This is a genomic window from Facilibium subflavum (genome assembly GCF_003574485.1).
GTDB lineage: Bacteria > Pseudomonadota > Gammaproteobacteria > Francisellales > Francisellaceae > Facilibium > Facilibium subflavum.
Genome location: NZ_QLIT01000056.1, coordinates 1 through 24,281, shown reverse-complemented (window position 1 = coordinate 24,281; position 24,281 = coordinate 1). Strand labels below are relative to the sequence as shown.

Sequence of the window (24,281 nt, the reverse complement as noted above, 5' to 3'; positions counted from 1 at the left end):
GCCTGATCGTTGAACTGCTAGCCCCTTCAAGTGGTCGTAAAGCTCAATAGGCATTACCCGATTGACACCTCTACTACGAGCTAGGCCGACTACCTTGCTAAACTTAGCGCAAGCTTGGTAGGCGCCAAGATAAGCAGTCAGAAAGAGGAAGGTTCTCCCAAGTTCCAAAGCAATCAGTTCATCTACCCGCTACGGACTCAGACCCCGGCACCTCCACGCATACTCGCCTTTACGTATTGCGTAGTGCTGATTTCAGGCAAATGAAAACCTTGATCAGGTGCGACGATGATATATTACGGGGCTCAATACCTTCACTTGCGTTGTGGCTGATAGACCGCCCTTACTACAGCTTCATAATGTTCGTTACCTTGCATTATGTGTAGTTCGGTTCCAGACTGGTGGCTAGCCTTTTTCTGGGCTGGATTGTCCAGCTTGATTGCCTTAGCTTTGCTTGGCGCACTCATATGGCTTCTCCAAATTGAAAATCAATTCCTTGTTGTATTAATTGTCTTGCGTTGGCATCTTGCGGCAGATCAGGTGCTTTAGCGTTCTTAAAGGCCGATAAAAGTGATTGATCACATGCTGTATTACCACTTGACACACTAATGCTGGGTGGATTTCCTGGAATCACTAACACCGTTGGCAGTTTATCTGAAGTAACGTTACGACAATCATCCATGACCCAGACAGACTCAATTTTTTTCTTATAAACACTTGCATAAAGCTGCAATGCTTTTTGTGTGGCTGATTGTGCCACTTGCATATTCTGCTGTTGTGCATTTAAATCACTAATCACTGATTGTCGCAATGCTGCTAAGGCTTTTTCTCGTTGTTTTTTTTGCGCTTCAAGTTCAGCCTGATGCGCTTTCTTCGCTTTTTCTGCGGCTAATGCTTTTTCTTCTTCAAGCTTTTTCTGCTTCTCAGCAAGCTTTTGCGCCTGCTGCCTTGCTTTTTCCTTTTCAAGTGCTTGTTGCTTCAACGCCTCAGCCTTTAATCGTTCAGCTTCTTTTTGTTTTGCCAATGCAATCCTTTTCTCAATCGCTTCAACCTTGGCTTGTCTTTGCTGCTTTTCTTTCTCTTTTTGCGCAATAATGGCTTTCTGTTGCGCCTGATAAGCCTTTAGCTGCTGATCAAGCACCTGCGATGATACTGCTTTTGCATGAACAATTGGCTTTGTTTCCATTTGGTCTTCTGTTTTAACCAGCGTTATCTTTTTATTATTTTTATGTACAAGGCCAGATAAGCTTATAAGTCCCAAGACTAAAATCAGATGTAATAAAATAGAATACCAGATACTGCGGCGCTCAGCGGTCGCGATGGATGATGTAAACCACCGCTTAAATGTATATAAAACACCGCCATTTACTTCAGATGACGCTGTTTTATCACGCCTGTTATGTTTTTTGAGGATCATCTGTCACAAGCCCTACATTATCAACGCCGGCTTTTTGTAATAGCACCATTGCCGCCACAACCTGACCATAGCTGGCATTTTTGTCCCCTTTAACATAAACTTGCTTTTTTGGATTATTTTGTAACGCCTGCATCACCGCCATTTTAAGTGCATCGGCTGATACTGTTTCATTACTGGATTGATTAGTGAAATATTGCCCGTTGGCATTGACCGTTACAATAAACGGCTTATTCTGCGTTGGTGAGATTTTTTTTGCACTTGCCTGAGGTAAGCTAACTTTCACACCCTGTGTCAGCATCGGCGCTGTGATCATAAAAATAATTAACAACACCAACATCACATCGATATAGGGCACCACATTAATTTCAACCATGGCTTTTCGCTTTGTGCGACGAGATTGTCTTTGACGCATTAAACCCTCTTTTGATCTTGTGTCTTGTAGGCTTCACGATATAGCAGTGTACATAGCTCATCTTGAAAGTTTTCATACTCAAGCAATACGGCGTCTAAAGCACGTGAAAAGCGGTTGTAACCAACAACCGCAGGAATCGCAACAAACAATCCAAGCGCTGTTGCGATTAGCGCCTCGGCAATATGTGGTGCGACAATCGACAAAGTTGCCTGCTCAACACCACCTAATGCAGTAAAAGAAGCCATAATCCCCCATACTGTCCCTAACAAACCCACATAAGGTGCAATAGCACCAATCGTGCCTAGCAAAGAAATCTGATGCTCCAACCGTTCACTTTCTTGCATCATTGCTACCCGCATGGAACGCTCAACCCCTTCTAATATCACATTACCCTGCAAATCATCTTGTTTGCGCAGGCGCAGAAATTCACGAAACCCACAGCTAAATAAATACCCCATGCCCTTTGCTTCAGGCTGTCTGCTGATGTTTTGATAAACCTTAGCAACGTTCCCTGTCGACCAAAACTGCTTAGCAAAGTTTTTTGCTTCTGATTTTGCCTGTTTAAGCAGATTATAACGCTGAATCATAATGGCCCACGACCATACAGAGCCTGCCACCAGAATAATCATAATGATTTGCACAACAATATCGGCATTAGCAATTAAATGCCACAAAGACAAATTATTTGTCACGATGTACCCTTTTAACTTAACAATTTTTCTACGCTTTATTGTATGTGGATTATATCAATTACTAAAGCGTATTACGGCGATTTTGACACTTTTCAAGACCATCTCTTTTCAGCCAATTGCAAAAAAGAAGGCAGCTTGTATCATTATTTATCATCAGTGGCAACTTTAGGGTCATCCCAATTCCCTGTCACATAAAAAGTGGCAAGCCCTAGATTTTTAAATAATGTATTGCCTAAGACTTTAGTGCCAAGATAGGTGGCAAGCCCTACAGCAGGCCCGCCTAAAAAGCCAACCACTGCTGCAGTTGTCCCAGAAAAATGTGGTTGATATTTAATGGTTTGATCTAGCATGTGCGTTAATAAGTAAATTTTTCCTTCAATCACCAAGGAAAATGCTGGTGTGTCGATAATAATTGAAGGCATGCTTTTAGCAACCCCATTACTGACCTGATAACGTCCTGTAATTGAGTTAAAAGACATCCCCTTTTGTGCAAGGTCACTATTAGAGAGGAAAAGCCGCTTAAAATAAGCATCTAAACTAAATAAACCTATATATTTTGCTGCATTACTATTAACTGACAGCAAAATACCATTATTCACCGCCAGCTTAATATCCGCATTCACACTGGATGTATTTGGTATAATTTTCGGCCAATTTAATGCCACATAGACATGCCCTGAGCCACCTTTTAATATATTGTCATAACCAAAGTTTTGTAAGATCTGCCCCCAGTTTTTAGAAAAACCGTTGATCGTCATCTGACTTTTTACAGATGATAAAGACATTGACATCAATAACTGCGAATTTTGATCATAAACAGAAAACGCCGGAATCTGTATGCTGCCAGCACCTGCCACTATTGAGACCAAAGCATTTGGAATACCATAGCGACCTATTTGTAAATTTGTCGCCTTCAGACTGATTGTTGGCAGCTTTACAAGAAGATTTGGCATTAAGAACTTATCTAAACCCTGGTGTGATTGGTTTTCATTTTGCCAAGGGATAAAAATATTTTGTAAAGTAAGCTCAATGGGTCTTTCAATCTGAAACGGCAGCATAACACTTACTTTCTCATCTTTTGCATCTACTGCTTTTATATCCGTCTGTTTTTTATTAGAGCTTGCATATATCAACACATTTGGATAGGTATAACCAAATGCGAGAAATTTATCTATTTTGATATTCGCATCTAAGGACACAAGCTTTGCCCAATATCGGTATAAACAGTCATAATAATTTCGATAGAGCATACAGCGATTCTGTATCATGAAATTCGGCGTGAAAGCAGCTACTGTATCGCTCAGTTGGTGTGTGTTCGATACCGCAGGCATATCAGTTTTGTTTTGAAAAAGCTCAATTGTATTAAGAAGGCTTTGCAATGAGAGTTGTTTTGCCCATGTATCAAAATGCAGGTTTTGAATACGATCAAATCTCTGTGAGATATCAAAGCGCACAGATGACTTAAGCTGTTGGCCAAGACTTAACTTGTTTTGTAATTGCCAGCCATTTTTTTGTTTTAACCAGGTTGAATACAGATAACTTGGCAGCGGCATAAAAGCACTTTTAGAAAAGGGCACCCCCAGCTTACTTTGAAGGCCAATAAAATTACTACTTATACGGATATTCCCGCGATTTATATCACCATCTAATGTTACAGAGAATGGAAAAGCCCCAGCAAATAAATCATGCGCTAAGAACATATCATTTTGCCATAAAAAGCGCTTTGGCATAATGCCTTTTGCTGTTATATCTGCCTTTACATTATCAAACTGACTATCTTTCTCAATTATATTTAAATTGCCTTTGATATGAAAAGGTGCCTTTGGCGCAAATGCGCCTGTAAGAGATGAAATAACGATATTTTGATTGGCAAAAGACACTTGCCCATTGAGATTATAAAATGTCCTATTAATAGGCGCCTTTAGACTTACAAGGCCCTGATTTAGTGTAATGTCCCCATGCAAATTATCCTTAGCGCCCTTAACACCCAACGGAAACACAAAATCAAGATTATATTGTAATAAGCCGCTCATGTTCATGTATTGTGCGAGTTTGTCAGCAAACATTTTATGCTTTGTTGTCTGTAAGTATGACAATGCCTGCTTTGCATCTGAATGCCCCTTGGCAACAATATGCATTTGAGATGGGACACCTGCTGCTATATTAGGCACTTCCAGCTGCAAATCATCAATCGACATCTGGCCTAACTTTCCTTGTTTAACCGACACACGTAATGCCTGATTATCGATCGATAAGCGTCCATCGGCATCGGCAACACCCCAACCAAAATAGGGTGAAAGCTTCGCACCTTTAGCCACCGCATCAACCGTAAATCGCCCAGGCGTATGATCAAAAGGGATATTTCTTGCCATACCATCAATATCAACGACAGCCCTAAGATTATCCGCCTGGTACAAACATTGCATAAGCCAGCGATATAATTTGTCAGGAATCCCTTTTTTAGGCAAAAAAGATTGATATTGGTCAGAAATATGATGCGCAAACAACCGCCCTTGTGTATTTAAAACAAAGTCTTTTGGGTTACTCAAAGGGATATTTGCCGATGCGTATGCTTTATAATCCAAATTGGCATTTTGCAATTGCAGATAAGGAATATCCACAATAAGTGATTTCTTCCCCCAAAAAAATGAGATATTTGTAAATAGAGAAACAAGTGGCCATGGCTTTGTAAAAACAGCATTTTCGCCTAAAAAGAAAAACGGCGAATATACCATAAGGCTGCCTTTGTTTCCATGCCAATAAAACTGCCCGCTCAATCCGGAAAAATCAAGCATACCACGACTGTTTTTAACACCAATATTGCTGATAGAAGCATATAAACGCATATGCTCAAACCCAGGTTTTTGTGGATCAAAAGAAAAAGTGATATTACGCAATTTCCCCTCAAGCATAAGCTTCTGCCGCCAGCTTGCGTGATTTGTGCGAGAAAATGCTGAAAAATCCTTAAGATCAAGTTTGGGTATTTTTACATGCAAGCGATGTTGAGACAAAGTCATCAAAGCTGATTGCAGCATAAAACGCTTTTGCTTTGAAACAAAAACTAAAGGGGATGCGGCCAAAATAAACTGATCATCCTGGCGTAACAAATGTAAATTAAAATTAATATCTTTTAATTGTATTGGCGCAGTCTGTGGCAATTGAAAATCCATGCTGGCAAAACGTCCTTTTACATGTATTGCCTTAAGCTGCGTATTAGAAGACAGTGTTGATAAAAACAGACGACTATCTATCAAATGTGTTACATAATTTTTACCCAAAAGGTGATTGATATTATTTACCAGAATATCACTTGGATCATAGATTGTTGATTGAAAGTCATAGGTGTCCTTACGTTGACGAACCGTCGCATAAAATTGCAAGAGCTTTGTCATTTTATTCGCATAAATTTTTGCTTGAAGTACACCCGAATTATTGGATTCTTGAGAAGTATAATTTGCATCGATGATAACATCATTATCTGCATTATATGCTTTACTGTTGTGATCTGTAATAATTTTCATCGCATGAATTGACAGCTTTTTTTGTGCCAGCAAATATGCCTGAATTGCACTCCAGCGCGTACCTATTTGATCAAGCATCGCGGTAGACAGCTCATTAAGTGTTACTTTCTTACCTGTTGTATTAACATAAAGCACAGGATGATCAATAACAACGTTCTTTGTTACAATGCGTGAGCTAAGCAGTGATTGCCATAAACTCACCCTTGCTTTTGCATCAGGCAAATCAATATGAAATTGTTTTGATTGTACATGAACATCTTCAACCTGAACAACAGGGTCAATACCCTGCCAGGCGCCGTAGCTTACTTTTAATGTGACTTGAGAGCCGATTATATTTGAAAAAACCTGTTCAAGAGATTTTTGGTAATAAGGCAAAAAGCGCACACTACCATAAATAATAATGCCGAGAAAAAAAATAAAACTTATAAAAGTAATTCCAAGCCAGGAAATAAATACACGACGTCTCATCAAAATTTCCTAAACCTACATTAGTACAATGTCATACATTTCCTGAGCATAGCTTGACTCTTCTTGCAATTTAATCGGTTTACCTATGATGATTTCAAGCTCACCCAAGCCAAAAGATTCATCATTTTGCAAAGCATCAATTACAGCCGATGATGCCACGACCAAAAAGCCATTATTATGATATGCCTTAGATTCACGCTCGATTTCACGGAAGATCTCATAGCATATTGTCTGGGTTGTTTTAATTCGCCCCTTGCCTTGGCACATAGGACAAGGCTCACATAAAAACTGTGTCAGACTCTCCTGGGTGCGCTTTCGTGTCATCTCCACCAGACCAAGTTCTGACAAACCTGAGATCGTCGTGCGCACATAATCATTTTCCAAGGCTTTTTTCAATGCATCCAACACCAGCTCCTTGTGTTCTTGATCTGACATATCAATAAAATCAATAATAATAATGCCACCTAAGTTTCTCAAGCGCAGTTGCCTGGCAATCACTCTAACTGCTTCAAGATTGGTTTTAAAAATTGTCTCTTCAAGGTTTACCATGCCAACATAGGCACCTGTATTCACATCGATTGTCGTCATGGCTTCGGTTTGATCAATAACAATATGCCCACCTGATTTTAAAGGTACTTTCCTTTCAAGCGCTTTTGCCAACGCTTCTTCCACACCATACATATCAAAAATCGCGGTATCTGAACGATATAGCTCAAGTTTCTCACGCACACCTGGAACGAATTTGTCACTAAAATGGCACAGCTCACTATACATATCGATACTGTCAATACGTATCCGTTCTACCCGATCATTTGCAAAATCACGTAATGTGCGCATAACAAGACTTAGATCCTGATAAACGATTCCAGGCTTTGTTACTGTTGCTGCCGTATCAAGCACATCCTGCCACAAGTTTTGTAAAAAAATAATATCTTTGCTTAAATCATCCGCAGAAATGCCTTCGGCAACTGTGCGGATAATAAAGCCTTTAGGCTCTTCTGTTGCCAATGCTGTTTTCATCACATCCTGCAGGCGCTGACGCTCTTGTTCTGACTCAATACGCAATGACACACCAATATGGTTTAAATCAGGCATATGGACAAGATAACGCGATGCTAATGACAAATGCGCACTAAGCCTTGCCCCTTTATTGCCTAAAGGATCTTTTAAGACCTGAACCAAAATACTCTGGCCTTCTCTTAACCACTTACGTACATCCGCCTCTTTGCTGTTAAGATCAATGCCATCACTTTCATCTGATGCAATCGGCATCACATCTGATACATGTAAAAATCCTGAACGCTCAAGTCCTATATCAACAAAAGCCGCCTGCATACCAGGCAATACACGTATAATTTTCCCTTTATAAATATTCCCAACAATGCCTCGCTGATTTTCTCTTTCGATATGCACTTCCTGTAAGACACCATTTTCAATAATCGCCACTCGCTTCTCATGCGCGGCTATATTCATCAGTATTTCCGCTTTCACTAAATCTTTCACTTATTGCCCACCTTCTTACGCCAACTTTTCATCTCTTATGCGACTTTTCGACCCAAATATGATTTCAAGGCTAACACCTTTTATGACCACATATTTTTATATATATTTATTGTCTACCAACACCATTTTACTGGAAATACACACAAGCAATAGTCTTTTTCAACAGTTTTTGTCGATTTGCGCACCATCATCAAATATTTTCTACTGCCACACCATGCTTTGTGTTATATTATGACAAAAATAAGCAAACTATAAGAACCCATGTCTGAGTACCTTGATCAGCGCGAAACGGACAAAGCCAAACAAATTTGGAAAAAATATGGCCGTTGGCTTATCGGCGCAATTTGCATCGTTTTGATTGTCATTGCTGCTTGGCAATATTGGCAAAACCGTCAACTGCAAAATAATGCACAAGCCGCAGTGCTTTACCAGAAAATCGTCATCCTCAATGAAAACACAACAGGGGCAACACCGGCTATTATTGAGCAATCAAAAAATCTCATCAGCCTTTACCCAGCTTCTATCTATGCAGATTTTGCACGTTTGCAAATGGCGAAACAATACATTTGGGAAAATCAATTAGACAAGGCAAAAACAACTTTGCAAGCAGTTGCCAAGCATAGTCAAAATAAAAACCTTCAGGCGATTGCCAAGCTTCGAATTGCACGTATTGATATTGCACAAAATCAACTAAATCAAGCAATTGAGCGGTTAAAATCTCTTACCACGCCAGGTTATGCGCTATCAACAAACATGATCCTGGGTGATGCATATTTCAAACAAAAAGATTACCAGGCAGCCAAAAATGCCTGGCAGAGTGCTTTAAAGGATGCCAACACACCACAACTGCAAAATGTTAGACACATATTGCAAATGAAAATTGACAGCCTGGCTGTGTATACCAACCATGAATGATTTTCCGAAGTTCTGACTTAAAAAATATTGAAAGGAAAACAATGAAAAAACGATTAATTCAATTATTGCTAACCGGTTTATTTGCTGTATTACTTAGTGCTTGTGCGAATAAAAGTAATGATATCCCGCCAAAAGACCTTATAAAATTCACCCCAAAATTGCATGCAAGTTATGTATGGGGGAGAGATATTGGCAATGGAACAGGAAAGCAGTTGGATGTGAAACTCGCACCTGCTATTCAAAATGATACAATTTATACCGTAAGTTTTGATGGTTATGTAAGTGCCGTCAATGCACAAAATGGGAAGATACGCTGGTATAAAAACACCCATTTGCAACTCACAGCTTCACCAAATATATCCGATAATTTTATCATTACCGGAAGCCTTCATGGAAAACTGATTGCCTTGGATACAACCTCTGGAAAAATCCTCTGGCAAAGCACATTACCAAGCAGTTTATTCTCAAAGCCTGCTATCCATGATGGCGTTATCTACGTCCAAACGCATGATGGCAGTATTTCCGCCTACCAACTAAAAGATGGTAAACAGCTATGGACACAAAAATCACCAACACCTGATTTAATGCTTATTGGAAACAGCTCTCCAATCTACTATAAAGGACTTGTTTTAGCAGGAACAGCATCAGGAAGCCTTTGGGGCTTTAAAGCAGATAATGGTCAAAAGCAGTGGGATAATCCTGTTGCTTTGCCAAGTGGCGGTTCACCTGCTGCACAAATGGTTGATATCAATGCAACGCCTATTATTGATAATAACGTTCTTTATATTGCTACTTTCCAGGGAAATCTCATTAGCTTTGATACACAATACGGCAATGTTAAATGGCAGAAGAAGGCTTCTGTTTTTAATAATATGTCGCTGACTGATAATGCCCTTTTTGTCAGTGATGCAAAAAGTGATCTTATTGCCTATGATACCAAAAATGGGCAGATAAAATGGCAAAAAGATATACTACAAGGTCGCAAAATTTCAGCACCTTTGTATTACAAAGGCTATGTAATCGTTGGTGATTATGAGGGTTATCTTCATATTTTTAATGCAACAACAGGCCAATACCTTGATCGTGTTGACATCGGCGGTGATGGTATTAAAGCACAACCTGTTATTGCCAATAGCTATATCGCTGTTCAGACCAATGATGGGACGCTGGCGGCAGTTAAACTTTAACATGTGATGAAAAAATATATTAAAGCCGCAGGCATTCCTTCCTTATTTATTCTTGTGCTCATGATTTCTGTTGGCCCATTTGGCGACACAATCTATGCACCGTCTTTGCCGAGTATTGCCAAAGCATTTAATACCCCTTATCACAATGTTCAGCTCACTATTACCTTTTACCTGCTTGGCTATTCAATCAGCCAACTTCTTTATGGCCCATTTTCAGATCGCTTTGGCAGAAAGCCTGTTATGGTAATAGGTGCGGGCATTTTTTTCATTGGCTCTACCATTTGCTGGCTAAGCCATGATATTTTCATATTGATTATTGGACGCTTTATTCAAGGCTTTGGTGCCTGTGCTGGTGCTGTAATCTCAAGTGCCGCTGTACGTGATGCATTTTCACAAAAACAGCAAGGTCAAGTATTTGCGCAAATGAATACTGCTTTTGCGATTGCCCCAGGCCTTGGTGCGATTGTTGGGACGTTTATCACCTGGCAGATGAATTTTTCTATTTTATTTGTTTTAGCAATTGTTCTGTTTATTTGTGTGATTTTCCTTTTCCCTGAAACGCTAAAAACAAAAAACAAAGGCGCTACACGACCTAAAGCGCTTATTGCCAATTACTGGGCATTATTCCGCACACCTGGTTATCTTATCTATTTATGCATACTTGGCTTAAATATTGGAATGGTTTATAGCTGCCTTGTTGAGGCACCCGCACTTGTTATTGACTTATTACATCTAAGCAAGCCCTGGTTTATGGTTATTGCGGTAGGAATTGTCGTTGCATTTATGATTGGATCGATCCTTTGCAGTTTGCTGTGTACCAAATTAAGCCAAAACATCATTCTCCTTTTTGGGATGTGCATAAGCCTTGTTGGCAGCAGCATACTAATGGTATTTATGCTCTTAAAAATTGTCAGCCTGTTAACGCTATTAATTCCTGTGATTATTATTTTCACAGGCATTGCATTTGTTATCCCGATTGCCACTGCAAAAGCCTTAGCACCCTTTACACTCACAGCAGGTTCAGCCTCAGCAATGATGGGCTTTTTTCAAATGGGTATGGCATCAGCAATCACAGCCATTGTAACCACATTGCCACTTAGCCGGCTACTTACCATGCCGGTCAGTTTTATCAGTTTGTCTTTGCTTGGCATTTTGGTAATGGTACTTTATTTGCTTTTATACAAAAAGCACGCCTAATTTAGAATAATACATCTACACATCAACACTTTACTGCAAACCACAGATATAAAAAATGGATAAAGCAATTATTACCTTATAAACTGACGTGCTGAGATAATATAAAAGACGGAAAATGTTTTTTAAGTCTGATTAATTCAAATATATTTTCTTTAGCATAAACCTGGTATCTGATCAGTTTGTTCACTGCTTTCTCAAAGTTCACTTCGTCAAAGCACGCACGAAGCTTATTCATCAAATTATATTTATACATATAGGCTGATTTAATTTGAACCTTGAAAAAATCTGCGATTTTTGATGGTGAGGCTTCTTCTTTGAATTGGTTAAGCAGTAATAAAAGTTTTAAATCCGTTTTGTTAAAGCACTCACCAGCATAAGTCATTGCAGGCAATTTATCCAGCAAAGGGTGTATATAAAATTTTTCTAATGAAAAGTCAAACGTGTAGACATCAATAACCGCCCCCTGGGTTGCAATAATTTTCTTTGCCACCACAGAAGCTAAAAAGAATCTATCTTTTATCATGCAAACACCTTTTTGAAGCCACATGATGGTAGAAGAATCTAAAGCGTAAAGCTCTGCTTCGGCTAGATTAAATTCACTTAAAAAAATGCTATCTGCAAATAAGATTTTCCCCATCTCATCAAAGATCACATGTCCGTGCTTCATAGACCCCTCCTTTTTAACGCAAGCTTATTAGTCATCCGATTATTAACCTGCCTGTTAAGCTACTTTTATACATAGTAAAAAGCCAATCAGTTTTTGTGATACCGATAATCATAAAAATTTATACCAGCAAAATTGACAGTATTTCGGTATGCACAACGGAAACGTTAATATCGCTATAAATGCTACTTAGAAACTATCATAATAAAGTGATACTTTTTAAATAGGGTAGCAGGTACGCATTCAAATCATTAGTGATTATAGAAAAGGCAATAGATTGCTGCTTTCAAGCATTCCTTAATTAAAAAATCATGTTCAAAACTGTTTTTTAACATTTTATTGACTTTTCAAAATAACAACATAAAATCCCCCCAAATAAGACATAAAAGAGATTATCATAATGAAGAATTTTTTTGTTTTCCTTATAGGGATATGCACGCTAATAAGCATTACTAACAGCACGGTAGCAAATACTACAAAGACAGTAGAAGAAACCGTTTGGACGCCAACCTTTTTTGCTATACAGCCTCGTACCGATATTAAAAACCCGGTGTCAAAAGCGTTTTGCCTAACGCATACGCCAAATACACTTCGTACGACAATTTCACAGATCAAAAAAGGTGTGCGAGCCGAAAATGGTGTTTATATTAAATATTTATCCTATACAACAACACATAAGCATGGGCTTGGATTTAACGTTGTTAATGCACGTGTTTGGACAACAGATAAAAACGGTAAAATCACCTGGGAGTCACCGATGTGGGAATACCAGCAGAATCTATCTGACACAGGTGTGACCAACACGGTATGGGCTACCAATGTATGTAAAGGGAAATTTATTGGTGTATCTAATCAATCATAATTTTAAATTTACCTGCAAATATAACAATGTAATTTACATAAAAAACATACTATTATTAGAACGTCCGCTAAGAAGTTAAAGGCTGCAGAGCCAGTCCATGCTTTCTTAGACATCCATTTCGGTCAGATGGGGGCTGAAGTTGGTTAGCGCTTTTGATGGGCTGGGGTAATCTATCAAAAGCCTGACTCTGCATACAAGGCATTATATCTCACTAAGAAGCACTTTGCAATTTTGAATTTGCTAGACTTAATTTACATTAAGCTATTGAATCATAATGTAGCTTCTTAAGAATTTGTTATGTTTAGGAATAACGTTATTCATTAAGTAACTATCTGATGGCGCATAATAAAAAAATCGCGGATCTTTCTCAAGTGCATGAGTACTGTCGCAAAAATCATACTTCGCTGCAAGAATTGTTTTGGCTATTGGTGAATATTGAGACGATGCTATATGAATAATTTCCGGCAGCATTTTATTGAAAACACCATTTAAGTAGTTGGCATACTTTCTCCCACTGTTGTAGGAATCTACTTTTATTGGTACTTCAATATTATTAGGGTATTGAAAAGAATAATACACTGGCTGTTTTACCGATTTCTTTACAGGAATCATGATACTAGGTGTTTGCTGTAATTGTTTTAAGCCATATGCTTCATAATAAGCTTTTTGGATCACATCAAGCGGCATCATGTCATTGTTTATACAAGGCTCAAACCCTAACTCATTACCGGTTGAAACACCAATGATATGCTTAATGCAACTTAAATCATAGGCAGACAACCTTAGATTTAAACGAGCTGCTGCAATACTATAGATACTATGCCACAAACCTGCGTTTCGCATATACCCTGATCCATTCCATGCTCTTTCCATTAGATAGTTTTTAAATGGGCGCCACCTTGAGTTAAATTGCTGAACTACTTTTTTAGGAAAAATAAACACTTTATATTGCCATGTCGCATGTGATGCTTGATAGATAGACTTAAAAATATCAAAGTGTTGCAAAATATTCTCTGGTCTATCAAAAGATATACCTAATGCTTTACATAAATGGTTATGGTTCCTTTCTCGATGAATATTGTTGATAATAAATGCACTTCTAACACCTGCGACCATATCCCATATAAATCTTGGATGATATGAATTTTCAAAACCATCTAATGCAAGCCAGCTACCCAATATACTCCCTTGCTTAAAAACAGAATAAGGGATGATCTGACCTTCGTTTTCTAAGTACAGCTCAGCGGCGCCAGATAAAATAATACTTGTTGGGTTTGATCCTTCATTATACAGCAAATCATCACATTGGTTATGGTCTAAATCTTTAGGTAAAAGCAGCCTTCCTTTTTCAACAATTTTCTCCCCATAATCATAAGAAGCAATATAAAAATAGTCATCTTTATGAACACAGTTTTCCATCGTTGCAATAGCACTTGGATCAACACTTGTATTAGCAAGCATTTCTCGCCCTTTATCCCAGTTTATTTGATAAATTTGCATTAAACCTCTGCTCCTAATTGCGATTTATTAATTTAACTATACTTTTTTAAACGAATCTGGTCCATTCCTAGTTATACTATTATTTTAGTTCTATCTTTTAGTCTAAGGGAGAGTGTGATGAAGATAAATGATATGAATTCCGAAAAACTATATCAAGTATTGACAGTTAGTGATTTAAAGAAAATTGCACAATCTGCAGGCCTGCATTTAACGCCGGATTTAGAAGTGCTAAAACCTTTGCTTTTAGAAAAGCAACATATCTTAGACATTGGCTGTGGTTATGGTAGAGCACTGCCATGGCTTTTACAGCATACCAAGGCACACATTACCGCAATAGAAAAAGCTCCAAATCTGTTTCGCTCAGCTTTAAGCCTTCAAGACAGCAGGCTAGAGCTAATTAATGGTGACTTTTTGCACATCAACATCCCAAAATCTTTTGATTGTGCCTTATCATTATGGACAGGAATCGCAGATTTTTCCTCAGTTGAGATTAAACAATTTGCTAAGAAAATTACAACAATGCTAACCCAGGATGGAATTTTGTGCATAGACTATATTGAAGCTATGCCTAAAAATGCTTTAAGATCCGACCAACATGAAGATATGCTTCATGTAACAGGTCTTGGGAAAGCTGAAGGTTATGTTTATCGCCCACCTTTTGATAAACTTCGAAATTTACTGGAATCCGAAGGGTTACAATATAAAGAAACACTCCACTATAACGCCGGCGGCAGCGATAAAGTCATTTATATATTTTGCATTTGATCAACTATTTGAAAATCACAAATTACCCTCTCAGCGCTAGCATATTCAAATAAACATGCTAGCGCTTGCTCCCCACATTTGCTCTTAACGTTAAAGGATATTTTGCCTTTAAATATCCTTTGACATTAAAACATTATATATTTACCTGAAAAAATGTCAATATTTTTAATGTAAATTTTGCATCCATTTTAAATAAATATATTTGCCTGAAATTTAATATCTCAATACAATATACTTATGAACAAAATATATAGAAATTAATGATTATACAAAAAAAGGCATGGAAAGAAATTAGCCATGAAATTCAGCAATACAGTGAAGAGCTATTTCAGGCCGTTGATGACATCGCTGTTTCTACAGATATTTTTTATGAAGCAAAGTACAGTTATGGGGAAAATATCTTACTAAATGGAAAATTAGCCGCACCAGAAGTACAACAGCTCACTGAATTACACTATGCACATATACCACTTTCTATTATCTTGTCAAAAAACTGTGAACTATATGTCGACAATCAAATACGCTGCATTCCCCTTGATTTACTGCCTGCAGGTAGCATATTTGGCTCCTATGAAGTTTTAGATCAGGCATTTGGCCTTAGCTCCAAGCCAATTTGGTCAATAACGGCTGGCGTAAAAAATATTTTCTCTTTACAGAAACTCACTGAGTTAATTAAGTTTAAAAAACTTCAACAACAATATAGGCTACAAGACAATATCATTCCTTACAACTACTTTAAACATTTTGATTTGTTTAAAAATATTGCGGCAGCAGAAAGAGATGACTGGGAATGCAGAGTATTGTTTTTCCCAAAAAGTGTAATCCAACCAGCTATAGAGCATAAGCCCTCTCATAGCTTACTCACTCAGTTTATTACTAAGTACTCATGGCAATCTGTGAATGCTGCAATTGACATGATGCAAAGCAGTTTACAGTGGGAAAAAATCTCCCTAGCATTATCGCAAATGAATATCAAAATTGATCAGCATAGTATTGAAGTACTAAAGCATTTAATGAAAATATCACAGGCAAAAATGCCTGGCTTCAAACTACTGGACAATGAAAATAATGCTCCTTTAAGTTTGTTTAAATTTGCACTATCAGAAGTTTATCGCTGTCGATATAAGCCAGACATCATGTCTCTTGCTGGGATACAAGAAATTCACAGACAAAAAGTGTTTTATTCATTTTTACATCCAACACTACTAGATGGAAATCCTAACTTAAGTGAACAGCTAAGAAGCTATTTTGGTTTCGCGGAACGCCTAGCATATATTATACACGTGCTTAATACAAAAATACCAGATATAAAAATGCCTATCGATATCTACAGCTCTAAAAAGAGCACTAATAGTAATCACCATATAAAATCCAATCAAATAATAAACACCACAGTTGATCATACGAATGTCACAAAGTCCCGATTCTTCCATTGTGTTGCTGAGGTTTCTAAAGTCAATGATGCGATGTAGACTTTTTCTGCCTACAGTGTTTAAATTTTCAACGGAATACTGTGCCTATAAAAGAAATTACCTTATTGTCGTAAATCACATAAGTCATTAATATTATAATATAAAATAACCATGGCAAATATATATGTGGATGCTTTTTATTTATACTGCGCTTATCGCAATTTTCGCTTTTATTCATATTTACACCAAATACAAGAAAAAACATGCTTTAAGCGCTTTTTTTAAGCTATTGACGACGGCATTAATTATTCTCTATGCCGGGTTATTTGTTTTAAAATTTAACGCGATCAGTATTTTGATTTTAATCGGGCTTGGATGTTCAATAATAGGCGATGCTTTTTTATTAGCGAAAACAAAATTTACCCATGGCCTTCTTGCTTTTTTAATCGCGCATTTGTGCTATATTGCTGCTTTTTACAGCTATGGCCATACCTTTATTTGGTGGGTGTTTATCATTATAATTGGCTATGGTGTGATTTTTTATTGCCTGCTGTATTATAATCTGTCAAAAGATAAAATAAACGTTGCTGTTTATATTGTCATCATTGCGCTTATGGTTAGTATATCAATTAGTAATCTTATCGCTTACCAAAACCTTACTTCCTTGCTAATGGCACTTGGTGCTATTTTCTTTATGGCTTCAGATTCAATTTTAGCCTGGGATCAGTTCAAAGAGCGTTTAAAACATGAACCGGTTTTAGTTATGGCAAACTACTATCTGGCACAATGGTTAATTGCATTGTCCATTGTATATTTCATCCCTGTTTAACATTATTTTTCTGTCATAAACCCTTGTGCTTTCAAACATTCCTGAATAAAAGGCCTTGCTTCTTTATGAAGCTTGGCTGCAATATCATCCGACCAGCTGTTATTTTTCTGGTTATGTGTCCGTTTAGCATAGTAGTCACGAATGTCCTGATCATATTGCGCTAATGTCTCACTATCCATATCTTGATAAGTGTTTTCATGAACGATTACTGAAAGCGGTAAGCGTGGCTTTTGCTGTGGAATTTGATCTGGATACCCTAAACAAAGTCCAAATAAGGCAAAAGTTTGCTGTGGTAATGCCAACAATTCAGCTACTTGTTTTGGATTGTTACGAATCCCACCAATAAAAACACCCCCTAAGCCAAAGGATTGTGCGGCTAAAAGCGCATTTTGACCCATTAGTGCAGCATCTACTGATCCCAGAATAACTTGCTCTGTATAGCCAAAATAACCATCAGGCACAATCTGCTGATGGCGGCGAAAATCAATACAAAACACGAAAAATTCAGCAGCCTGCTCGACATAAGCCTGGTTACCCGTTAGTTCAACAAGCTTATGCCTTTTGTGCTTGTCTGTTACCCGCACAATGCTGACACACTGCAAAAAGCTTGATGTCGAGGCACTGCTTGCCGATTGTAATATCGTTTTTAAAATACATTGATCAATGGCTTTATCATGAAACTTTCTAATAGAGCGGTGTGATTGCATTAAATCAGTAACTTCCGTCATCGTTTTTCCCATAAAATAACACTACCTTTTACTGTATCATAAACCTGTTAAAGAAACGATGACTTTAAACCAAGCCTCATAAATACTTTTCACATGGTTTTTTTTAAACAATTCACTTTGAAGGTTCAATGGTAATATCCTTTATTTCTGGGTTCTGTACTGTCGTCAGAGTTAAGTCATAACTTTTATTATTCTTTAAAACACAACCGGAGGTTCCTGCATCAAAATAGCTTTCTACTTTTTTCTCAGGCTTTCCGTGAAGCTGCACGCAAGTTTGGCCTGTGTTGGGTGTATCAGCTGGCCAGCATATTTTCTGTGCTTTACCTTGTGAGACTTTCACATCATCAAACACCTGGCACTGGTTGTTTAAACAGTACAAATAGCTATATTGTCGATGTGTTTGGAAAGTATCTCGCCGTCTGTCATCATTGGTAAATGGTGAAAAACCAAGCTCCAAATTAAAAAGGTGGCCGTCATTTGTCAACATCACCAAATACTCATGCCAGCCCTGCTGGTGCTGAGATAAATCTGTCCCTGGAGTAAAGTGTTGTGTATACGGCTGATAGCTAAACGTAAATGCTGCCCCATAGTTCATATTCGTCATACCAGGACGATCATAGGCTTTTCTTGGCTTCCACCAGACATAAAGCCAGTTGATATCGCCAGGCCCTTTCATATCCATCCCCTGATAAGAAGTGCAATAATGCCCAAATAATCCATGATACTGAAAGCTCATCTCATCACGAGTCACCCACATACTGGCAACACTTCCTCCTGCTGGCTGACCAAGTTGTAATTTATCAACCCCATCAGGCAAAAAAGCAGCTTTGTCTGCTAAATATTTCAAAGAATAAAACCCAAGCTTAGCAATATTATGCTTGTCGTCAACCATATAAGGGATATCAATGCCTATATGACGATAAGTGGTGTCTGATATCCTGCATTTAGCAATTAAGCGTCCAGTATTTTGTCCAGCTTTTTGCGTTGGCGCATAAAATGAAATCAGCTCACAGTGCTTGGTAATATCTTCTGCTACAAGCAGATTTTTTTGATCATCTATAAACGGTGCATTATTAAAAAATGCAACAGGCGTGCTGTATTTCTCGGGTAATTCAACGATTGTATTTTGCTGCTTTTCTGTCTCACCGCCAAAGACTTTTTGTAAGCTTTTCCCTAAATCTTGTAAAAAGTAATCTGATAGGCTCTGTACAGATTCTTGATACGTATTTCCAACAGGGAAATTAAAGGTGATTCCATTATTAAAAAACTCAGGATGGCTGTGATAAAGCGCAAGACGCAGTAACTGCATGTGATACAATTCATCGACAACCATATAATAGCGGGTTTTCAAATTTAAAATCTGGTTCAGTGTATACAGGTATAAAGCAAGCTTATCATCAACATCATGCAAGCTGACAAGCATCAAATCCTCGATACTTTTTTGCAGAGTTACCCATTGTAATTCATTTTCTAAAACGCTTTGCAATTCACGCGCCATCGCATCAATGCCTGAACTATTATTCATCTTAAGTGCATTACCATCAGATGGCTGCATGCTACCAGGGACACTACCGCCTAACTCTGAAATGACCTGGTATTCCTGAGTGCTACACTTTCCGCTGGCACAAAGGCTTTTTGCATAATCAAAGTAGCTGTCCTCAGTTAATTCCCTTTCAAATACTTTAAGTTTTGATAACAGTATGAACTGATCATCAATGGTAATAGTCAGATTGTTTGCATTCGCAATTTTATCATTAAAATAGTTTTGCGTATATTTCTTATCCATTGCACCAATCATATCGGCCGTTTTACTGGTTAACGACATAAGTGATGTGATTTTCTCATCCATTTGCTTTAATTTTGCATCAATCTTATCAAACCGCTGTGTATAATCAGGCTGGCCAAGACCAATAAGGCTTAAAATACCGTTGTTGGAAATAAAGCCTGCAAACATAAGCGGATAACCAGCCACTGTTGTTTTTGCACTTGCTTTAAAACCGTCAGTAAAGAATTTTTTAACGCTTTCCACTGCAGTTTTTCCCGCCTTCTCATTTGCATTGCTTTCAGCTAAGCTAAAAATCAAAAAAAGTAATGCAAGCCACATCTTATGCAGCTTGGAAACATTCACTTGCATATAATCCAACCCCTTAAATTATTATTTTTGAACTGTTTATTAAATCAGCATATTGTTGCGTTTGTCAACTTTTTTGCCAACAGAGGTAATTGTAAGATGTTGTATGTGGTATAGATGCACCATAAAAATCCCTTGGTAACTAAAAGCACATGCAAAATCATGTTATTATTGCCAAGGATAGTAAATAAAATAAAAACTCTAATCATTCAATGAAAACACTACAAGAAATATTAACTGAAGCACAATGCCATGACCGAGGCCGGCTGATATCTTCATTTATAGCACTTCAAAAACAAAAAATTGACAGTCAGTCTCATGCTTACCAGAAACTGATGAAAACAGCTAGTCTCTCGGCAAATAAAACACAGCAAAGAAAAAGAATGCTACCGGAAATTACCTATCCAAGCCTGCCGGTGGTTGACAGACTTGATGAAATAAAATCTGCGATTATCAACAATCAAGTGCTCATTGTGGCAGGGGAAACCGGTTCCGGAAAATCAACGCAATTACCTAAAATCTGCTTAGATTTAGGCTTAGGTACTAAGGGTTTTATTGGTCACACCCAACCAAGGCGCCTGGCAGCGCGTTCAATAGCCAATCGCCTAAGCCAAGAGATGCAAATTCCTATTGGTCAAGGTGTTGGCTTTAAGATTCGATTTAGTGACCAAACTGATCAAAACACTTTTGTTAAAGTCATGACTGATGGGATTTTGTTAGCTGAGATTCAAAATGATAAATATCTGTCTCAATACGAGGTTATTATCATTGATGAAGCGCATGAGAGAAGCTTAAATATTGATTTTTTATTGGGACATTTGCACCAGATTTTAAAAAAGCGCCCTGATTTAAAACTTATTATCACCTCGGCAACGATTGATCAAGCACGTTTTGCTCAACACTTTAATGCACCTATTATCGAAGTCACAGGACGGACTTACCCCGTTGAGATCCGTTATCAAGACCCGCTTGAATTCAATGATGATTTATCACAAGCAGAACAGGTTCTACGTGCGATTGATCAATTATCACATGAAAAACCCGGTGATATTTTAGTGTTCTTAGCAACCGAGCGTAATATCCATACTACCGCAGATTTTCTACAAAAAGCACAATTACGCCACACCGAAATTCTACCACTATTTGCCAGACTCTCAGCATCTGATCAGGATAAAATTTTCAATCCATCTGGTGTTGGCAGGCGTATTATCTTATCAACCAATGTCGCTGAAACTTCTTTAACTGTGCCGGGAATTCGTTATGTAATTGACAGTGGCGAGGTTAGGATTTCCCGATATAGTTACAAAACAAAAGTACAACGTTTACCAATTGAGCCAATATCACAAGCAAGTGCCAATCAACGTGCCGGGCGATGTGGTCGTATTGCTGAAGGTATTTGTATTCGACTTTATTCAAAAGAAGATTTTGACGCCCGTGCTGAATTTACGGATCCTGAAATCTTGCGTACAAATTTAGCTTCTGTCATTTTACAAATGGAAGTATTAAAGCTTGGAAATATTGACAAGTTTCCGTTTATTGATAAACCAGATTCGCGTTTTATTAAAGATGGTTACCGGCTTTTGCACGAGATTGGTGCTGTTGATACACACAACCACCATCATCACATCCAAATCACACCAGCTGGCCGGATTATTGCAAAATTTCCAGTTGACCCACGCTTGGCTAAAATGTTAGTTACTGCGCAAAAATTACATGTCTTACAAGAACTACTAATTATCGTAAGCTTCTTAAGCATCCAGGATCCACGTGAGCGGCCAATGCAGTTCCAACAAAAATCTGACCAGATACATAAACAAGACCATCATCAGGATTCTGACTTTTTGGGTATTTTGCAGTTATGGCAACGATTCTATAAGCAAACAAATACACTAACGCATCGCCAAAAACGGGATTACTGCAAGAAAAATTTCCTTTCCATATTACGAATGCGAGAGTGGCGTGAAATTTATCAACAACTTTTAAGCCTTGCCAAAGCACAAAAATGGGTGATCCATTCCAATAAAAGCGATGACGATGCTATTCATCAGGCAATTGTTTCTGGGCTTTTAAGCCATATTGGCTTTAACTATGAAGCCAAAGAATATCTAGGTGCACGCGGTTTAAAATTCCATATTTTCCCAGGTTCTTCTCAGTTTAAAAAAACACCAAAATGGATTTGCGCTGCTGAGATTACTGAAACCACTAAACTCTATGCCCGCATGGTTGCTAAAATCAAACCTGAGTGGCTGGAAACACTTGCCAGTCACCTGATTAAAAAGCACTACTTTGATCCATTTTGGAGTCAAAAGCAAAGGGCCGTTATTGCACGCCTTCGCATAAGTCTCTATGGTTTAGACATTGTGACTAATCGACCCGTTCAATATCAAAACATTGATCCGGTTCAATCACGAGAGATTTTTATCCGCCATGCCTTAGTCTATGGTGAATTTGACACAAAAGCGGAATTTTTCAAACAGAATTTATTACTTCTGGAAGCAGTTGAAGACTTAGAAAATAAGGCGCGTAAACGTGATATCGTTATTGATGATGAAACACTTTTTCAATACTATGACCAAATTATCCCTAAAGAGATTTCAAGCGGTGTTGATTTTGAAAAATGGGTAAAAACCTTATCCAAACAGGATCAAAAAAACCTTATCTTTACAAAAGATAAACTCATGCAACATGATGCTGTCAAGATTACACAAGATGCCTATCCGGATTACTTTGATTTCGGTGAGATTAAACTGCCATTATCCTATCATTTTGACCCAACTGCTTTAGATGATGGTATTACAATGCGTGTGCCTTTAATTTTAATCGATCAAATTGATCAAACTGCCTGCCAATGGCTGGTACCTGGCATGATTGAAGATAAAATTATTGCCATGATGAAAGCCTTGCCAAAAAATATCCGTAAGGCCTGTGTCCCAGTACCTCAGTTTGCCAAAGCAATACTTGAATCCATCACATTTGATCCCCGCCAGGATTTCAAAAAAGTATTAACCAAGGAGCTTGTACGGATTACTGGCATTTATTTTGAAGATAGCATCTGGGATGATGTTGAACTGCCTGCATATTTACATATGCGTTTTGAAGTCATTGACGAAAAAGGCAAAACACATGCCAGCGGGCGTGATTTAAATGCCTTACGCCAAAAGCTTCGTCATATTAAATCGACTACTATTGATAAACCAACAAGTAAATCCACATCCCAGCAAGTTTATCAAGATTGGGAGTTTGATGATTTGCCAGCCAGTAAACAAGTTAATCAGCATGGCATCAAAGTGACGATATATCCTTGTTTGATCGAGCAAAAAGATGGTGTCATTATTGATTACAAAACAACTGTAAGCGAAGCAAACCAGGAAACCTGTTTAGGGGTAAGACGACTTTTTATGCAAAAGTGTCACTATCTTCATAAATCATTAAAAGACGCAATAACCCATAAGTCACAATTAGATCTACTCTTTACAATGATTAAATACAACCAATGGCAAAATGACTTTATCCTAAAAGTATTTGATATCGCTTTTGATTTGGAAAATAAACGCCCAATTCGCACAAAAGCTGAATTTGATCAACGGCTTTTAGATGGTAAAGGACGTGTCATAGATACAGCAAAAGCCTTTAGTTCAGCGCTTTATCAACTCATGCTGAGTTTCCAAGTGCTACATAAAAAGCTTAATCGCAAGAAGCTGCCTTTAGATATCCTGGCACTTTATCAAAGCATTAACAGCCTGCTTGGCAAGCTTATTTATAAAGATTTTATCATACACACGCCGTATCAATGGTTAAAGCGGCTTGATGTTTATATTAAAGCCTTACAAGGCCGCCTGGAAAAAGCCCCTCGGAACCTATCCCAAGATCGCCAGTATCAAATTGAATTTGATCGCTTACAAGAACAATTACAAGCAAAAATCACCCAAAAAGGCTTATCCAAAGAAGATTCAGAAGTCCAAGCCATCCAGTGGCTGTTGTATGAGCTTTGGATTTCCTGGTATGCCCAGGAGATAAAAACCATTGAAACAGTATCAACAACAAGGCTTAAAAAAAGGATTCACCCGACTTTGACACTTTT

At 38.0% G+C, this 24,281-nt stretch carries 18 protein-coding genes; 8 read left to right on the top strand and 10 right to left on the bottom strand.

From position 1 onward, the window contains the following. Positions 1-311: 311 nt before the first annotated feature. The 6 genes from DNK84_RS14225 to rng all read right to left on the bottom strand — a co-directional run bounded on the left by DNK84_RS14225 (position 312) and on the right by rng (position 7,998). Entirely contained in the window at positions 312-464 is a 153-nt protein-coding gene (locus tag DNK84_RS14225) for a hypothetical protein (protein ID WP_162902145.1), read from the bottom strand. Continuing rightward, complete coding sequence (locus DNK84_RS04620; RefSeq protein ID WP_119343396.1) at positions 461-1,414, bottom strand: hypothetical protein; 954 nt, start codon at positions 1,412-1,414, stop codon at positions 461-463. The genes DNK84_RS14225 and DNK84_RS04620 overlap by 4 nt, the downstream gene beginning before the upstream one ends. Then, the gene (gene tolR / locus DNK84_RS04615) at positions 1,395-1,826 is read right to left on the bottom strand and encodes a protein TolR (RefSeq protein WP_162902220.1); all 432 of its coding nucleotides are present in this window, start codon (positions 1,824-1,826) and stop codon (positions 1,395-1,397) included. The genes DNK84_RS04620 and tolR overlap by 20 nt, the downstream gene beginning before the upstream one ends. Then, a complete protein-coding gene (tolQ, locus tag DNK84_RS04610) occupies positions 1,826-2,518 on the bottom strand; it encodes a protein TolQ (protein ID WP_119343395.1) in 693 nt (230 codons plus the stop codon). The genes tolR and tolQ overlap by 1 nt, the downstream gene beginning before the upstream one ends. 143 nt (positions 2,519-2,661) lie before the next feature. After that, on the bottom strand, positions 2,662-6,507 hold the full coding sequence (locus DNK84_RS04605; protein ID WP_119343394.1) for a YhdP family phospholipid transporter: 3,846 nt from the start codon (positions 6,505-6,507) through the stop codon (positions 2,662-2,664). Between the two features lie 15 nt (positions 6,508-6,522). Further along, on the bottom strand, positions 6,523-7,998 hold the full coding sequence (gene rng, locus DNK84_RS04600) for a ribonuclease G (RefSeq protein WP_268876887.1): 1,476 nt from the start codon (positions 7,996-7,998) through the stop codon (positions 6,523-6,525). 273 nt (positions 7,999-8,271) lie between these two features. Between rng and DNK84_RS04595 the strand changes: the two genes are divergently transcribed. From DNK84_RS04595 to DNK84_RS04585, 3 genes are read left to right on the top strand one after another with little or no spacing between them, the layout of a single operon-like run. Then, complete coding sequence (locus DNK84_RS04595; protein ID WP_119343393.1) at positions 8,272-8,925, top strand: YfgM family protein; 654 nt, start codon at positions 8,272-8,274, stop codon at positions 8,923-8,925. Positions 8,926-8,966: 41 nt separating this feature from the next. After that, entirely contained in the window at positions 8,967-10,112 is a 1,146-nt protein-coding gene (gene bamB / locus DNK84_RS04590; RefSeq protein ID WP_162902219.1) for an outer membrane protein assembly factor BamB, read from the top strand. A gap of 6 nt (positions 10,113-10,118) precedes the next feature. Then, positions 10,119-11,309, top strand: a complete 1,191-nt coding sequence (locus DNK84_RS04585; RefSeq protein WP_119343391.1) for a multidrug effflux MFS transporter — start codon at positions 10,119-10,121, stop codon at positions 11,307-11,309. 76 nt (positions 11,310-11,385) lie between these two features. Here the strand turns inward: DNK84_RS04585 and DNK84_RS04580 are convergent, their stop codons facing one another. Then, the gene (locus DNK84_RS04580) at positions 11,386-11,976 is read right to left on the bottom strand and encodes a hypothetical protein (RefSeq protein ID WP_119343390.1); all 591 of its coding nucleotides are present in this window, start codon (positions 11,974-11,976) and stop codon (positions 11,386-11,388) included. Between the two features lie 397 nt (positions 11,977-12,373). Between DNK84_RS04580 and DNK84_RS04575 the strand changes: the two genes are divergently transcribed. Next, positions 12,374-12,835, top strand: coding sequence for a hypothetical protein (locus DNK84_RS04575; protein WP_119343389.1), 462 nt, complete (start codon positions 12,374-12,376; stop codon positions 12,833-12,835). A 261-nt stretch (positions 12,836-13,096) separates the two neighbouring features. Here DNK84_RS04575 and DNK84_RS04570 read toward each other — a convergent pair whose 3' ends face one another. After that, positions 13,097-14,335, bottom strand: a complete 1,239-nt coding sequence (locus tag DNK84_RS04570) for a hypothetical protein (RefSeq protein ID WP_119343388.1) — start codon at positions 14,333-14,335, stop codon at positions 13,097-13,099. Positions 14,336-14,452: 117 nt separating this feature from the next. Between DNK84_RS04570 and DNK84_RS04565 the strand changes: the two genes are divergently transcribed. From DNK84_RS04565 to DNK84_RS04555, 3 genes are all read left to right on the top strand, one after another. Then, positions 14,453-15,100, top strand: a complete 648-nt coding sequence (locus tag DNK84_RS04565) for a class I SAM-dependent methyltransferase (protein WP_119343387.1) — start codon at positions 14,453-14,455, stop codon at positions 15,098-15,100. A gap of 260 nt (positions 15,101-15,360) precedes the next feature. After that, positions 15,361-16,572 (top strand): hypothetical protein, encoded by a 1,212-nt coding sequence (locus tag DNK84_RS04560; protein ID WP_119343386.1) that lies wholly within the window; start codon positions 15,361-15,363, stop codon positions 16,570-16,572. Positions 16,573-16,696: 124 nt separating this feature from the next. Then, on the top strand, positions 16,697-17,341 hold the full coding sequence (locus DNK84_RS04555; protein WP_119343385.1) for a lysoplasmalogenase: 645 nt from the start codon (positions 16,697-16,699) through the stop codon (positions 17,339-17,341). Between the two features lie 2 nt (positions 17,342-17,343). Here the strand turns inward: DNK84_RS04555 and nfsA are convergent, their stop codons facing one another. Both nfsA and DNK84_RS04545 read right to left on the bottom strand, forming a co-directional pair. Then, the gene (nfsA, locus tag DNK84_RS04550; RefSeq protein WP_328587417.1) at positions 17,344-18,081 is read right to left on the bottom strand and encodes an oxygen-insensitive NADPH nitroreductase; all 738 of its coding nucleotides are present in this window, start codon (positions 18,079-18,081) and stop codon (positions 17,344-17,346) included. A gap of 100 nt (positions 18,082-18,181) precedes the next feature. Beyond that, complete coding sequence (locus tag DNK84_RS04545; RefSeq protein WP_119343384.1) at positions 18,182-20,203, bottom strand: hypothetical protein; 2,022 nt, start codon at positions 20,201-20,203, stop codon at positions 18,182-18,184. Positions 20,204-20,412: 209 nt separating this feature from the next. On the opposite strand from DNK84_RS04545, the gene hrpA reads away from it, so the two are divergent. Further along, on the top strand, positions 20,413-24,281 hold a 3,869-nt coding region (gene hrpA, locus DNK84_RS04540; protein ID WP_119343383.1), incomplete at its 3' end, for an ATP-dependent RNA helicase HrpA.